14 protein-coding genes and 1 pseudogene are annotated in these 14,335 nt (G+C 66.3%); 7 read left to right on the top strand and 8 right to left on the bottom strand.

From position 1 onward, the window contains the following. The first annotated feature begins 36 nt into the window (after positions 1-36). From dapE to ACYVF5_RS06010, 3 genes are all read left to right on the top strand, one after another. Positions 37-1,140 carry a succinyl-diaminopimelate desuccinylase gene (gene dapE / locus ACYVF5_RS06000; RefSeq protein WP_460944334.1) on the top strand — a complete coding sequence of 368 codons (1,104 nt, stop codon included), beginning with the start codon at positions 37-39 and terminating at the stop codon, positions 1,138-1,140. 3 nt (positions 1,141-1,143) lie between these two features. Next, positions 1,144-2,412 carry a hypothetical protein gene (locus tag ACYVF5_RS06005; protein ID WP_460944336.1) on the top strand — a complete coding sequence of 423 codons (1,269 nt, stop codon included), beginning with the start codon at positions 1,144-1,146 and terminating at the stop codon, positions 2,410-2,412. 88 nt (positions 2,413-2,500) lie between these two features. Continuing rightward, on the top strand, positions 2,501-2,671 hold the full coding sequence (locus tag ACYVF5_RS06010; RefSeq protein ID WP_460944338.1) for a DUF3117 domain-containing protein: 171 nt from the start codon (positions 2,501-2,503) through the stop codon (positions 2,669-2,671). Between the two features lie 81 nt (positions 2,672-2,752). Here ACYVF5_RS06010 and ACYVF5_RS06015 read toward each other — a convergent pair whose 3' ends face one another. Beyond that, entirely contained in the window at positions 2,753-3,382 is a 630-nt protein-coding gene (locus ACYVF5_RS06015; RefSeq protein ID WP_460944340.1) for an O-methyltransferase, read from the bottom strand. Positions 3,383-3,476: 94 nt separating this feature from the next. Here ACYVF5_RS06015 and ACYVF5_RS06020 point away from each other — a divergent pair. Beyond that, positions 3,477-3,755 (top strand): annotated as a pseudogene (locus ACYVF5_RS06020) (Sec-independent protein translocase family protein); the annotation flags it as partial. A 356-nt stretch (positions 3,756-4,111) separates the two neighbouring features. Here the strand turns inward: ACYVF5_RS06020 and ACYVF5_RS06025 are convergent. Genes ACYVF5_RS06025 through ACYVF5_RS06035 form a run of 3 tightly spaced genes read right to left on the bottom strand, consistent with a single transcriptional unit; the run spans position 4,112 to position 7,089 of the window. Continuing rightward, the gene (locus ACYVF5_RS06025) at positions 4,112-5,305 is read right to left on the bottom strand and encodes an Mrp/NBP35 family ATP-binding protein (RefSeq protein WP_460944342.1); all 1,194 of its coding nucleotides are present in this window, start codon (positions 5,303-5,305) and stop codon (positions 4,112-4,114) included. Beyond that, on the bottom strand, positions 5,283-5,807 hold the full coding sequence (locus tag ACYVF5_RS06030; protein ID WP_460944344.1) for a DUF1003 domain-containing protein: 525 nt from the start codon (positions 5,805-5,807) through the stop codon (positions 5,283-5,285). The genes ACYVF5_RS06025 and ACYVF5_RS06030 overlap by 23 nt, the downstream gene beginning before the upstream one ends. After that, on the bottom strand, positions 5,800-7,089 hold the full coding sequence (locus ACYVF5_RS06035; protein WP_460944346.1) for a magnesium transporter MgtE N-terminal domain-containing protein: 1,290 nt from the start codon (positions 7,087-7,089) through the stop codon (positions 5,800-5,802). Before ACYVF5_RS06035 ends, ACYVF5_RS06030 begins: the two co-directional genes overlap by 8 nt. Before the next feature lie 80 nt (positions 7,090-7,169). Here ACYVF5_RS06035 and ACYVF5_RS06040 point away from each other — a divergent pair, with 80 nt between their 5' ends. Beyond that, positions 7,170-7,676 carry a YflT domain-containing protein gene (locus ACYVF5_RS06040; protein ID WP_460944348.1) on the top strand — a complete coding sequence of 169 codons (507 nt, stop codon included), beginning with the start codon at positions 7,170-7,172 and terminating at the stop codon, positions 7,674-7,676. Between the two features lie 14 nt (positions 7,677-7,690). Here ACYVF5_RS06040 and ACYVF5_RS06045 read toward each other — a convergent pair whose 3' ends face one another. Further along, on the bottom strand, positions 7,691-9,142 hold the full coding sequence (locus ACYVF5_RS06045) for an aminopeptidase P family protein (RefSeq protein ID WP_460944350.1): 1,452 nt from the start codon (positions 9,140-9,142) through the stop codon (positions 7,691-7,693). A 41-nt stretch (positions 9,143-9,183) separates the two neighbouring features. After that, entirely contained in the window at positions 9,184-10,203 is a 1,020-nt protein-coding gene (locus ACYVF5_RS06050) for an endonuclease/exonuclease/phosphatase family protein (protein ID WP_460944352.1), read from the bottom strand. A 113-nt stretch (positions 10,204-10,316) separates the two neighbouring features. On the opposite strand from ACYVF5_RS06050, the gene ACYVF5_RS06055 reads away from it, so the two are divergent. After that, a complete protein-coding gene (locus ACYVF5_RS06055) occupies positions 10,317-11,186 on the top strand; it encodes a PHP domain-containing protein (protein WP_460944354.1) in 870 nt (289 codons plus the stop codon). A gap of 155 nt (positions 11,187-11,341) precedes the next feature. On the opposite strand, the gene ACYVF5_RS06060 is transcribed toward ACYVF5_RS06055, so the two are convergent. After that, entirely contained in the window at positions 11,342-12,754 is a 1,413-nt protein-coding gene (locus tag ACYVF5_RS06060; protein WP_460944356.1) for a DEAD/DEAH box helicase, read from the bottom strand. Between the two features lie 173 nt (positions 12,755-12,927). On the opposite strand from ACYVF5_RS06060, the gene ACYVF5_RS06065 reads away from it, so the two are divergent. Next, on the top strand, positions 12,928-13,656 hold the full coding sequence (locus ACYVF5_RS06065) for a ferritin-like fold-containing protein (protein WP_460944358.1): 729 nt from the start codon (positions 12,928-12,930) through the stop codon (positions 13,654-13,656). Between the two features lie 108 nt (positions 13,657-13,764). Here the strand turns inward: ACYVF5_RS06065 and pcaC are convergent, their stop codons facing one another. Further along, positions 13,765-14,151: a 4-carboxymuconolactone decarboxylase gene (gene pcaC, locus ACYVF5_RS06070; protein ID WP_460944360.1), complete on the bottom strand. Its 387-nt coding sequence runs from the start codon at positions 14,149-14,151 to the stop codon at positions 13,765-13,767. Positions 14,152-14,335: the final 184 nt, after the last annotated feature.

Raw genomic sequence — 14,335 nt, forward strand, 5'->3', positions numbered from 1 at the left:
CGACGGGCGGGAGCTCTGCGACTCTAGACTTGCCGTATGCCGGATTCTTCGCCAGTCATCCAAAACATCGACCTGGGCGTTCCCACCCCTCAGCTCGCTCAGCAGCTGTGTGACATCAGATCGGAATCCGGCGATGAGACGCGGATCGCCGATGCCATCGAGAGCGCGCTCGCGCACTGTGCGCACCTGGAACTGCACAGGGACGGAGACACGGTCGTCGCCAGGACGGCTCTCGGTCGAGCCAGTCGGGTGATCATCGCCGGGCACATCGACACGGTTCCCGTCAATCACAATCTGCCGAGCCGGCGAGAGAGGGTCGACGGCCGCGAGTTCCTCTGGGGTCGGGGCACCGTCGACATGAAGGCAGGGGTGGCGGTGCAGCTCAAGCTCGCCGCCGAGCTCGCCGCGCCGATCGTCGACGTCACCTGGATCTGGTACGACCACGAAGAGGTCGCGTCTGACCTGAACGGGCTTGGTCGCCTCGCGCGCAACCGGCCCGACCTCTTCGCGGGTGACTTCGCCATCCTCGGCGAACCGACGGCGAGTGAGATCGAGGGCGGATGCAACGGAACCATTCGCGCAGACATCCGAACCCACGGCGTTCGGGCGCATTCCGCACGAAGCTGGGTCGGCACGAATGCCATTCACGGGGCGTCTGAGGTGCTCGCCGTGCTCGCGGGGTACACCGCGCAGAACGTCGACGTCGACGGACTCGTCTATCGCGAGGGACTCAACGCGGTGAGGATCTCGGGCGGCGTCGCGGGAAACGTCATCCCAGACGAGTGCACGATCGAGGTCAACTACCGATTCGCCCCGGACAAGAGCGCCGACGAGGCGGTCGGCTATCTGCTCGGTCTCTTCGACGGCTATGACGTGACCGTCACCGATCGCGCGGACGGTGCACGGCCGGGGCTGCATGCCCCGATCGCTCAGCAGTTTATGCGTGCAGTGGGCGCCGCGGCGAAGCCGAAGTACGGCTGGACGGATGTCGCCCGCTTCTCTGCCATGGGAATCCCAGCGGTGAACTATGGCCCCGGCGACCCGTTGAAGGCACACGCCGACGACGAGCGCGTCGCGATCGACGAGATCGTCGCGTGCGAGCGCGGCCTTCGGAACTGGCTCACCGGCGTGTCCGGCTGACGGATGTCGACGACGCAGACCGGCGGGATGGGGGCCGGTGAATCCGGTCGGCTGACCTCGCCGTCTCGCTGGGCCCAACGCACGCGCCAGCTGCCGTGGTGGGTGCGCGTCGCTCTGATCTGGGGGGCCGCCCGGGTCGTCACAACGACCATGCTGCTCGTGCTCGCCGCGCAACAGCCGGCGAACGCGTGGACGGGCGCGAGTCCTGGGTATGCCGACTTCGCCACCATCTGGGACGGTCACTGGTACAACATCATCGCGGTCTCGGGCTATCCGACCGATCTGCCGATGACAGACGACGGGCATGTGGCCGAGAACGCCTGGGCATTCATGCCGGTGTATCCCGCGGTCGTGCGGCTGCTGATGCTGGTGACCGGGCTCGAATGGGCGACGGCGGCTGTCTCCGTATCGGTTGTGTGCGCGCTCGCCGCTGCTCTCGTCTTCTTTTTGCTTATGCGTGAGGTTCTCGACGAGAGCAGGGCGATGTTCTCCGTCACGCTGTTCTGCGTCGCGCCGCTCTCGCCGCTCATGCAGCTCGCATACGCGGAGTCGATGCAGATGCTGCTGCTGACGACTGCGCTCTATCTTGTGGTCAGGCGTCGTTACCTCGTGTTGCTTCCCGTGATCGTTGTGATGTCTCTCACGCGTCCGACCGGGCTCGCCTTCGCGCTGTTCCTCGGTCTGCACGTCTGCTGGAGGTGGCTGGCCGCCCGCCGAAACCGCGAGAGACCGCCGCAAGACCTGTGGCGGGCGGTTCTCGCCACTGTCGTCAGCGGCGTGGCCGGTCTCAGCTGGCCGGCGATCGCCTGGCTCGTCACCGGCAGGATGTCCGCCTACGTCGACACCGAGCTCGCGTGGCGGTCGGCCTACATCGGGCATCAGCACCTCGTGCCGTTCTCCGGGTGGGTGCAGGGCCTCGACTGGTGGGCGGTCAACGGACTGCACCTGCCGGCCGGTGTGCCGTGGGGCGCTGGGGGAGTGATCGTGCTCGCCATCGCCTTCACCGCGCTGCTGTTCTCGCCCCCGGTGAGAACACTCGGCGTCGATCTGCGACTGTGGACCGCCAGCTATGCCGTCTATCTGCTCGCCGTGTTCTTTCCACAGTCGAGCACCTTCCGTCTGCTTATGCCTGTTTTCCCTCTGCTCGGCGCGGTCGCCGCACCGCGGTCATGGATCTATCGGGCTGTCGTCGTCGCCCTGTCGCTGCTCGGGCAGTGGGGGTGGCTGCTGATCGCCTGGCGAGTGGACGGGTACGACTGGACACCGCCGTGACGGACCCCGCGTCGCAGAGGCCATCCGATTAGCACGCATACCGCGAAATATCGGATAATAGAAGTCACACGCCACGAAAGGGGAGCCAATGGCAGCCATGAAGCCGAGGACCGGAGACGGGCCGATGGAGGCTGTGAAGGAGGGACGGCTGATCATCGTTCGGGTTCCGCTCGAAGGTGGGGGCCGGCTCGTCGTCTCTGTGAACGACGCCGAAGCGAAAGAACTGCACGACGCTCTTGCCGGGGTTGTCACGTCCTGAGTGGGCAATCCGCGATGCGGATGCCGCCGGTCGTCTGAACCGGGGGCATCCGCATCGGCATGTGTAGGGGAGGCCGCCGGCTCAGTCGACCGTGGTGATCTGCAGCAGGCCGTCGCCGACGGGAGACAGTGCGCTCATCACGGCTGGAGACGACGCGATCTCTTGAACCAGGGTGCGGAAAGACGTGGTGATCGGGTCACGCTGCGTGGGATCCGCCACACGCCCTTTCCAGAGGGCGTGTGGAACGAGCACCGTACCGCCCCGCCTGACGAGGCGAAGGGCGTGCTCGACATATTCGATGAGCTGTGCGGGGTCGGCATCGATGACAACGAGGTCATACGAGTTCTCGTTCATGCGGGGCAGCACCTCGAGGGCCTTCCCCGTGATGAGCCTGATCCGGTTCGTGGCGATGCCTGCCTCTGAATAGGCACGACGCGCGTAGCCCAGGTGCTCGGGCTCCACGTCGATGCTCGTCAGCACGGACCGGTCCGAGGCCGAGAGCAGCCACAGGCCCGAGACCCCGGCGCCTGTTCCGATCTCGACGATGCTCGTGGCATCCGTCGCTTTCGCGATGACGGCCGCCTGTGCCCCCGTTGCGGGGGAGACGGCGTCGATGCCCAGCTCGAGCGACTGCTGGCGCGCTTTCGCGATGGCCTCGGATTCCGTCACGATCTCGTCCGCGTACTTCCAGTTGGAGGCGTGCTCAGACACCGGTGTGCTCCTTCGTGTCGCGCTCTCGGACAGCACTCAGCGTAGCGCCGCCAGACGCAGCATTCTGCGAGGCGCGGCGCGATAGTCTGAACTGGTGTTCGGCCTGACCTTCGACAAGCTCGTCATCATCGGCGTGATAGCTGTCTTTCTGCTCGGGCCGGAGCGTCTGCCTCACTATGCGGCGCAACTCGCGCGGCTCGTTCGATCGCTTCGCGAGATGGCGCGCGGCGCGAAAGACCGTATGCGCGACGAGATGGGTCCGGAGTTCGACGAGGTCGACTGGCAGAAGCTGGACCCTCGTCAGTATGATCCGCGGCGAATCATCAAAGAGGCGCTGCTCGACGACACCGGTCCAGAGGCGTCGAAGCCCCGGTCTGCCGAAAGCGGCACGGGCGCCGCACATCGAGCGGGCGTTGCCGACCGTGTTTCTCGGGGTGACGAAGCTGCGGCGCCGGCGGGCGTTGGCGCCGGTGGTGCCGGTGCCGGTGGGTCCGGGTCCGGTAGGTCCGGTGACGGTGGTGCCGGTGCCTCCGCGGGATGGGTCGAGCGGATTCGCGGCCTCAGGGCCGGTGAGCAGGTGCCGCCGCCATACGACGCCGAAGCGACATAGGGATTGTGCCACCAGGTCCATGCCACCACGTCTATGTGACGTTTCCGGACCGGTGTGCACGCACTATCGGCCACTGAGGTCCGGAAAGGTCCCATAGAGAGAGCCCGGTCGGGTCGTGCTCAGGCCGGCGAGAGCCCGAGCTTGCGGCCGGCCAGGCCGATGCCCCGAGCCTGAATGGCGTCGGCCACCGAACGGATCGCGACGCTCGCCGGGTCGTCAGGCGCAGACAGGACCAGGGGCACACCCTCGTCGCCCCCGGTTCTCAAGGCGATGCTGAGGGGGATCGACGCGAGCAGCGGCACGTCATTGTCTTCTGAGCTGAGCCGACGCGCCACCTCGTGGCCGCCTCCCTCTCCGAAGAGATGCAGAACCTCGCCATCCGGCTGCGCGAGACCCGCCATGTTCTCGACCACCCCGAGCACTCGCTGGCCCGTCTGCCCGGCGACGATGCCGCTCCGCTCGGCGACGTCTGCAGCCGCCGGCTGCGGTGTCGTCACGACGATCGCCTCGGCGTTGGGCAGAAGCTGCCCGACCGAGATCGCTATGTCTCCCGTTCCAGGGGGCAGGTCGAGCAGAAGGATGTCGAGGTCTCCGAAGTACACATCGGTGAGGAACTGGGTGATCGTGCGGTGGAGCATCGGACCGCGCCACGACACGGCGCCGGCGCTGCCCGCCCGCCCGTCTCTGGGCGCCTCGATGAACATCCCGATCGAGATCACTTTCACGCCGTGTGCCACAGGCGGCAGGATCATGTCGTCGACACGCGTCGGTCGCGGCGCTGCCCTGTTCTCGTCGACGAGACCGAGGATTCCCGGAATGGAGAACCCGTGCACGTCGGCATCGACGATGCCGACGGCCAGCCCTCTCGACGCCAGCTCGACGGCGAGGTTGGCCGTGATCGTGGATTTGCCGACGCCGCCCTTTCCGCTCGTGACCGTGTAGACGCGTGTGAGCGTGCCCGGCCCGAACGGCATCTCACGGGAGCGGTCGCCGCGAAGACGCTCTGTCAGCGCCTTCCTCTGCTCAGGCGTCATCACGCCCACGTTCACCGTTGCACTCGTCACCCCCGACACAGCCGACGCCGCATCGAACACCGCCTGCTCGATCGAGCGTGCCGCCGGGCATCCGACGATCGTCAGACGGATGTCGACCGTCGCCTCTCCGGCGTCGGTCACCCGCACGTCTGCGACCATGTCGAGCTCAGTGATGGGCCGCCTGATCTCGGGGTCGATGACACCCGTGAGAGCGGCGGTCACGCGGGCGGCGAGGTCGTGATCGGCGCTCTGGCGGTCAGCTCGATCGGGGATCGCCATCACTCCTGTCTTTCTCGAGCTCGTCGAGCAGGGCACGCAGCTCCTGCCTGATGAAGTCCTTCGAGGCCATGTCGTTCATCGCCAGCCTGAGTGCGACGACCTCTCTGGCGAGGTACTCGGTGTCTGCGAGGTTGCGCTCTGCTCTCTGGCGATCCTGTTCGATCTGCACCCGGTCGCGGTCATCCTGACGGTTCTGGGCGAGCAGGATGAGCGGAGCGGCATACGAGGCCTGCAGCGACAGCATAAGCGTCAGGGCGATGAACCCGTTCTCGAACCGGTCGAACCGCAGGTGCGGCGGAGCGAGAGTGTTCCACGACATCCAGACGACAACGAATGCACTGAGCCCGAGCAGGAACCACGGTGTGCCCATGGCGCGCGCGACCCACTCCGTGAACCGGCCGAACCGGTCTTGAGAGCGTCGGCCGCCACGGCCCGGAATCACCGTGGGGCGCAGACCCTTCGGGGCGTCGAGACGGGTTTCATTCCTGCGTGATCTAGGCACGACCTGCCCTCCGCCCCTGTGGCTGTTCCTGGGTCGCTACGGGTTCGTCGTGTTCCTGGCTTCGCCAGTCCTCCGGCAAGAGATAGTCGAGGACGTCATCGATCGTCACCACCCCGACGAGGCGGTGGGCGTCGTCGACGACGGGCACCTGAACCAGATCGTAGCTGGCGAGGATCCGTGAGACGACGGCTGCCGAGGTGTCTGGGTGCACAGGATCGAGTTCCTGGTCGAGGATCGCGCCGAGACGCTCGTGGGGCGGATAGCGCAGCATCCGCTGATAGTGCGCCATGCCGAGATAACGACCCGTCGGCGGCTCGTAGGGCGGCAGGGTGACGCAGACGGCGGCGCCGAGCGCCGGCGGGAGATCCGCCCTGCGGATCAGCGCGAGCCCCTCGGCAACCGTGGAGTCGGCTGAGAGGATGATCGGCTCTGTCGTCATCAGGCCGCCCGCGGTGTCTGGTTCGAACGCGAGAAGCATGCGCACGTCATCGGCTTCTTCAGGCTCCATCAGCTGCAGGAGCTCTTCACCGCGTTCGTGGGGCAGCTGAGCGATGAGGTCTGCGGCGTCGTCTGGCTGCATCTGATCGAGGACGGCGGCGGCCCTGTCGTCGTCGAGCTCCGAGAGGATCTCGACCTGGTCGGCCTCACGCATCTCTTCGAGAGCGTCGGCCAGCCGGTCGTCGGGGAGCTCCTCTGCCACCTCGAGGCGGCGCTCTCGCGGAAGATCGAGCAGCGTGTTCGCGAGGTCCGCCGGTTTGAGGTCGCTGTAGGTGGCGATCAGGTGCTCAGCGGACTGTGCCTCGCTGGCGTCGACGACCTCGTGGATCTCGCGCCAGGTCGCGAACGTCGTCGGGCCCTTGCTGAACGGCGACGCCGAGGTCTTCCGGCGTCGAACGAAATACTGGCTGACGGCCCATTCGCCCGGACCGGATTCTTCGATGGCGACGTCTTCGATGGTCGCCTCGCCCGTGCCATCGGTGAATCGGACCTTGCGGCCGAGCATCTCGGCGATCACGCGGACCTCGCCGCCCCGCTGCTCGAAACGACGCACATTGATGAGTCCCGTTGTGATGACCTGCCCGGCCGCGATGCTCGTGACACGGCCGATCGACATAAACACACGGCGCTTGCCCGGGATCTCGACGATCATTCCGACGACACGCGGTGGGTCGCTTTTGCGATAGACCACGAGCACGTCTCGTACTCGGCCTACACGGTCGCCCGCGGGGTCGAAAACTGTGCACCCGGCCAGGCGGGCGACGAATACCTTGGACGCTGTCACCTCTCTAACTTAGCCCGGGACGCTCCTCCATAGGTTTCCCTTCATTCGTTCTTCACATGCCGGGGTGCCAGAATGGGAGAGTGACCAGCCCAGAGCCGCAGAACCAGAACCGCTCCTTCGTCGATCCTCAGATCCCGCGGGGCGAGACGGTCGCGAGTTTCGAGACCTACCGTGAGGCTCAGCAGGCCGTCGACAGGCTCGCGCAGGCGGACTTCCCGGTGAAGCGCATCTCCATCATCGGGGACGGCCTGAAGAGCGTCGAACGCGTCACCGGAAAGCTCAGCTACGGCCGCGCAGCCGGCGCCGGTGCGTTGAGCGGCGCATGGCTCGGGCTCTTCTTCGGTCTGCTCCTGGTGCTCGTCAACCCCGCTAGCGATTTCGTTTTCGTCGGTGCAGCGGTGCTGATCGGCGCTGCTTTCGGGATGATGTTCGGCATCGTGTCGTACTCCGTCAACCGTCGCCGGCGGGACTTCACGTCAGTGATGCAGGTCATCGCAACGAGTTATGCGGTCATCGCTCCGCCGGACATCGCCAACCGTGCGCGCAACCTGCTCGACGGCGACGGCCGGGAGCATCCCGCCCTCTGATGCCCTGCCGGTCGCTATGACCTCAGCCGCGCGATCCATGCCTCGACATCGTCGGCCGTTCGAGGGATGTCTGCGGAGAGGTTCTCCGCACCGGTTTCCGTGACGAGCACGTCATCTTCGATGCGCACGCCGATGCCGCGGAACTCCTCTGGGACGGTGAGGTCGTCCGGCTGGAAGTAGAGGCCCGGTTCGACGGTGAACACCATGCCGGCTCTCACCTCTCCGTCGTGGTACATCTCGCGGCGTGCCTGGGCGCAATCGTGCACGTCGATGCCGAGGTGGTGGCTCGTGCCGTGCACCATGTACCTGCGGTGGAACTGGTTGTCGGGCTCCAGCGACTCGGCGGCGCTCACCGGCAGGATGCCCCACTGGGCCGTGTGCCTCGCGATCACCTTCATCGCCTCGGCATGCACGTCGCGAAAGACGATGCCGGGACGGATGACGGCGAAAGCGGCATCCGCGGCCTCCCTGACCGCCTCGTACACCATACGTTGAACCGGTGTGAACCGCCCCGAGGCCGGGAGCGTGCGCGTGATATCCGCGGTGTAGAGGCTGTCGAGCTCAACGCCGGCGTCGAGCAGCATGAGGTCACCAGGGGTGACGGGCCCGTCGTTTCGCGTCCAGTGCAAGATGCACGCGTGCGGCCCGGATGCGGCGATCGTGTCATAGCCGACCGCGTTGCCGTCGACCCTGGCCCTGGTGTAGAAGACCCCTTCGACCACGCGTTCTCCGCGAGGCTCGGTGGTGATACGGGCGAACTCGCCGATGACGTCGTCGAATCCGCGTTTGGTGGCGGCGACGGCACGCCGCATCTGCCCGATCTCCCACTCGTCTTTCACCAGTCTGAGCTCAGAGACGAACTCGGTGAGGCGGGCATCGGACTCAGAGTCCCCTCCGACGGTGAGGTCCTCGTCAGACGGGGTGAAATCGTCGAGGTGCGCCGTGGTGATGCCGAGGTCGGCCGAGACCTGCTCGAGCGACGGGCGCGCCCCGATCCAGAACTCGCCGATCGCCGGATTGGCATAGAACTCGTTCGAGGTGCGGTCCGCCCGCTCCCGAAAGTACAGGGTCACGTCGTGGCCGTCTGCGTTCGGATCGAGGACGAGGATGCTGCCCGGCTCCGAGTCAGACGCCCAGCCCGTGAGGTGCGAGAAGGCGGAGTGCGCCCGGAAGGGATAGTCGGTGTCGTTGGAACGCTGTGTGAGGTCTCCGGCGGGCACAACCACTCGTTCGCCCGCGAAAGCCTGTGAAACCCGTCTGCGCCTGGCCTCGGCGAACCGAGCCTGTTCCCTGGGGGCGGGCATCTCATCATGCCGGTCGGCCCATGACGACGCGATGTAGTCCTGGAAGCGCGTCGACGAGGGCGTGGTCGAGCGGTTCGACGTGCCGAGGGGCTTCTCGTTGTTGTCACCGGCCGGGTGTGCGGAGGTGTGCGTCGTGGGGGTGCCCGCCGTGCTGTTCTGCATTCCTTCATTCTCTCATCGTCCAGAAGGCAATGCCCGGATGCTCAGCCGGATGGCGTGAGTCGCGCGACGACCGGGCGGTGATCGCTCCCCGCGTTGTCATACTCCGTGAGCACGTGGGTGTCCTCGACATGCCAGTCGCTTGTCGCCATCACGTGGTCTATGGGCGACCCGACGAGGGAGGGCAGACTCGTCGGCCAGGTTCCGACGGCGCCGTCGCCAGATGAGACGGCGGCGTCGGAGCAAGCGCCGAGGGTCGCCCCGTTCTCTGTCTCGAGGCCCGCCATGCTGTCGACGGTCGCGTTGAAGTCGCCAGCCATGATCACGCTTCCGGAACCGCACTGTTCGGCCAGCCAGGCGAGGTCATCCCGCCAATTGGCCATCTGCCCGACCGTGGGAGACACGGCGTGGGCGGCGACGATGGTGGGGCCGTCGCCGTCCGCCGGCTCGACGATGACGGTGGGCAGCACCTTCGTGTTCTCGTTGCGTTCGGTGTCGCTCGTCACCTTTCTGTAGTCGCCAAGCTCGCTGCTGACCAGCACCGTCGTCGAACGTGCAGGCGAGATCAGGTCGAATGCCGTTGTGTGCACCCACATGGGGCGCCCGAGTGAGCGCATCGTCTCGGCGATCTCGACCCCTGTGGACTCGGTGGTCTCGGGGAGCGAGACGATGTCGGCCTCGACCTCGACCGCGAGTTCGGCGATCGCCTGAGCTCCAGGCGCATCGCCGAGAGTGTTCCACGACAGCACCGTCACGGCCTCAGGGGAGCCGGTCTCGAGCTCGCCGCTGCCCAGACCGCGCTGGAGCAGGAGCCCGCCCGTCGCGAGCGAGACCACCAGCAGAAGCACCGCGTTCACCGCGGCGAACACGCGGATCGGCTTGATCGCACTGAGGCACAGAAGAATGACAGCCATCACAGCCGCTGCGACGAGCAACAGCCCGCGCATCGAGACGGCCTGGGCGACGAGCCACGTGGTCTGAAGGCCGAAGAGCTGAGGCCACGCGACGACGAGCAGCACAGCGGCGATGACGATGGTGACGAGTGCACCGAGTAGTTTCAGCATGGCCCAGCCACACTACCGGCACGATGCTGGGGGAACCCTACGTGCCGGCTGACAGCCGACGGTGAGGCCCGGGTGCGGCCTCACGGCCCGCCGTGCCGCTCTATGCTTGGCATATGGTTGACGCGCTGCGAGTACGTATGCCGGCCGATCTGCACACGCACTCCAGCGTCTCCGACGGCACCGAGACCCCCACCCGGGTGGTGGCGGCCGCCGCTGCGATCGGACTCGGAACCATCGCGCTCACCGATCACGATTCGACAGCGGGATGGCACGAGGCGTCACTCGCGGCGAGGCAGAACGCCATCACGCTGATACCCGGCATGGAGTTCTCGACTCGGCTGGGATGGAAGAGCGTGCACCTGCTGGCATATCTCTTTGATCCGAACAACGGGGAGCTTGCGAGCGAGACCGCGAGGATCAGGGACTCACGCATCAAACGTGCGGAATCGATCGTCGATCGCATCTCGGCGGACTATGCCCTCACCTGGGACGACGTGGTCGCCCAGACACAGCCGGGAACCACCGTCGGCAGGCCGCATATCGCCGACGCCCTGGTCGCGAGGGGCCACGTGCCCACCCGCAGTGAAGCGTTCGCAGGCATCCTTCACCCCGCGACGGGTTACTACCTGCCACACTACGCGCCCGAGCCCTTGCGCGCCGTGCAGCTTGTGGTCGCCGCCGGCGGTGTTCCGGTGATCGCCCACCCCGCGACGAGAGGGCGCGGAACTGTCGTCGATGAGGTGTATCTGTCGAAGATGGCCGGTGCTGGCCTGTTCGGTCTCGAGGTCGAGCACCGCGAGAACACAGCCGACGGCAAACGGCGGCTGCGTGAACTCGCCGAGAAGTTCGGGCTCGCGATCACGGGTTCGAGCGACTATCACGGCGAGGGGAAACCCAACCGGCTGGGGGAGAACACGACGTCTGCGGCCGTTGTCGAGGCGATCATCGCGCGGGGGAGCGGGTCGGAGCCGGTGTACGGCTGAACAGGTTCGCCACGCAGAGCCGGTGACGCGGCGTCATCGTCTGGTGACGCGGCGTCATCGCGGAGCACCCGCGAGCGGGGCACCACGGCGCGCAGGATCACCGGAAACGCGCAGGATCACAGAGGGCTCCTGCGCGTTCGGGAACCCGTCCGTGGTTATTCGGGTTTCGAGGTGCGACGACGCGTGCGCGAACGGCGTCGTGGCGAGCTGTTCCCGTCGTGGTGCTGTGCTCCGTGGCCGTCGTGAGTGCCCGCGGCGACCCTGGCGTCGTCCGAGGCTCCCTGTGCCTCTGCCGACCGGGTCCGGCGCCGGTTGCGATTGCGCGGAGGGTGATCGCTGCCGCCCGGCTCCGGGTTCTTCGCGACCGGCGCGCTGCTGGCCGATGCGGCCTTGAGGCGGCCCTTTGTGCCCTCGGGGATGTCGAGCTCGGCGAAGAGGTGCGGAGACGATGAGTATGTCTCCACAGGCACCGGCTGCCCGAAGTCGAGGGCTCGGTTGATGAGTGCCCATTTGTGCAGGTCGTCCCAGTCGACGAAGGTCACGGCGATGCCCGTCTTGCCCGCGCGGCCTGTGCGGCCGACGCGGTGAAGATAGGTCTTCTCGTCTTCGGGAATCGTGTGGTTGATGACGTGTGTGACGTCGTCCACGTCGATGCCGCGCGCCGCGACATCCGTGGCGATGAGCACGTCTTTTTTGCCGGCCTTGAAAGCGGCCATTGCCCGCTCACGCTGTTCCTGGCCGAGGTCTCCGTGCACGGCGGCGGCGTTGAATCCGCGGTCGTTCAGCTCTTCGACGAGCTTCGCCGCTGCTCGCTTCGTTCGTGTGAAGATGACCGTCTTTCCGCGACCCCTGGCCTGCAGGATGCGGGCGATGACCTCGTCTTTGTCCATGTTGTGAGCACGATAGACATGGTGCTGGATATTCGCCTGCATCAGGCCCTCGTCTGGGTCCGATGCCCGGATGTGAATCGGCTTCGACATAAAACGACGTGCGAGTGCGACGATCGGTCCAGGCATCGTCGCCGAGAACAACATCGTGTGGCGAGTCGGCGGAGTCTTCGAGAAGAGCTTCTCGATGTCGGCCAGAAAACCGAGGTCGAGCATCTTGTCCGCCTCGTCGAGCACCATCTCTTCGACCTTGCTGAAGTCGAGCAGTCGCTGGTTGTTGAGGTCGATGAGGCGTCCGGGGGTGCCGACGACGACCTGAGCGCCGGCTTTGATCTGCTCGATCTGACCCTCGTACGCCTTGCCGCCGTAGATCGACACGATCTTCGTGTTGCGGTTGGCCGCGGCGAGCTCGATGTCTTCGGTGACCTGAACGCAGAGCTCGCGCGTCGGAACGACGATGAGAACTTTCACCCCGGATTCCGGATCGGCGCCGATGCGCTGGAGCACGGGCAGCCCGAAGCCGAAGGTCTTTCCTGTGCCGGTCTTGGCCTGGCCGATGATGTCTTGCCCGGCGAGGGCGAGGGGGATGGTCTGTTCCTGGATGGGGAAGGGTGAGAGGATGCCGTTGGATGCGAGTGCGTCGACCATGTCCTGGTCGACGCCGAGGTCGGTAAAAGTCACGAGTATGTATGCCTGTCAGTGCCTATCAGCGGTCTACGCCGAATCATTCACTCAGGCGCAGGAGCCCGATCCGTCGCCGGGCATGGTCCACATTCTAGCGGAGCGTGTCTGGATGCTTGCCTTGCGCCGCGTTCCCTGCCTGCCGCGCGACGGCAAGCCTCTACACTTGAGCCGTGGTCACATGGTTTCAGCGCCGCGCCAGGTCGGCGGCCCCGCGCCTCAGACAGCGAACGGGCCTGCGGCGAACGACCCGCGTCGACTTCGCGGAGCTGACGCCGGATGCAGCCAGCTTTCTCGGCCAGGTCGCGTACCTGCAACTCGGTTTCTTTCAACAGCTCTCGTCTCTCGGGTCTGCGAGCAGCGACCTCGGCGCGAAAGAAACACTGGCCTCTGCCGCCGGTGCGGCGCTGGCGAAACATCAGGGCTGCGTCGCCGAGATCAGGCGGCGGGGAGACGATCCCGCAGAGGTCATGGCGCCATTCGCTCCGTCGATCGATCGTTACCTCGAGGTGACGCGCGGTGAATCCGTCAACGAGAGGCTTGTGAGCGCCTACATCTGCCAGGGTTTTCTCGACGACTTCTACGTCAGTCTCGCCGCCGGTCTTCCCGCCGACATCGGTCCGCGACTGGCCGTGCTCCTCGGTGCGGACTCGGGTGCTTCTGGGATCGTCTCGCTTCTGACGGATGCCATCGCGGCGGATCCGGCCAGGGCTCACTTTCTCGCGCTCTGGGGCAGGCGTTTGGTGGGAGACACGCTTCTGCTCGCCGAGGCCGCGCTGCGGCACGGCGACGGAGCACGGCGGAACGGGATCGGCTCAGACGACGAGCGGATCGAGCCGGTCTTCACCGAGCTGATCGCGACGCACACCAGGCGTATGGACACCCTCGGCTTGACGGCGTGAGCTGCGTCGCGGCCTGAGCGGGCGCACGAGCACCGTGATCGCTGCTGTGAACCCGCCCGAGTCCCATCGTGCGCCCGATCCGGTCGGCGAGCGACACGACGTTGGCGCTCAGTCGCCGTCGAGTGCCCGCTGCGCGGTGCGGGTCGCTTCGAGAGCGGCAGGCACTCCGCAGTAGACGGCGGCCTGAAGGAGCACCTCGCGCACCTCGTCCGGGGTGACTCCGTTTCGGATCGCTCCTCGCACATGCAGCGTGAGTTCCTCCTGTTTGCCGAGCGCGGTCAGCATGGCGAGGTTGACGATGCTGCGCGTCCGCCGGTCGAGCCCGGGGCGATTCCAGATGGCGCCCCAGCAGTACTCCGTGACGAAGTCCTGCAACGGACGGGTGAAGTCGGTTGCGTTCGTCCGCGAGCGCTCGACGTGTTCGTCGCCGAGCACGCGGCGACGCATAGCCTCACCGGCGTCGATGAGGTCGGACCGACTCTGATTCGTGTTCATCTTCTGGCTTTCTCTTCGCACGGGGGTGACGGGCTTTCGCACACTGAGCCTGGCCCCGAGGCTAGCAGATCGGATGCTAGCTGACAGCAGCTATTGCACCACAGGCTGTCTGACTCCTAGGATCACCAGTACACCGGCAAGGACGCCGGCCGCGGGTGCTCGCAAGCGCAGCAGCTCCACAGGC

Source organism: Okibacterium endophyticum (genome assembly GCF_054780075.1).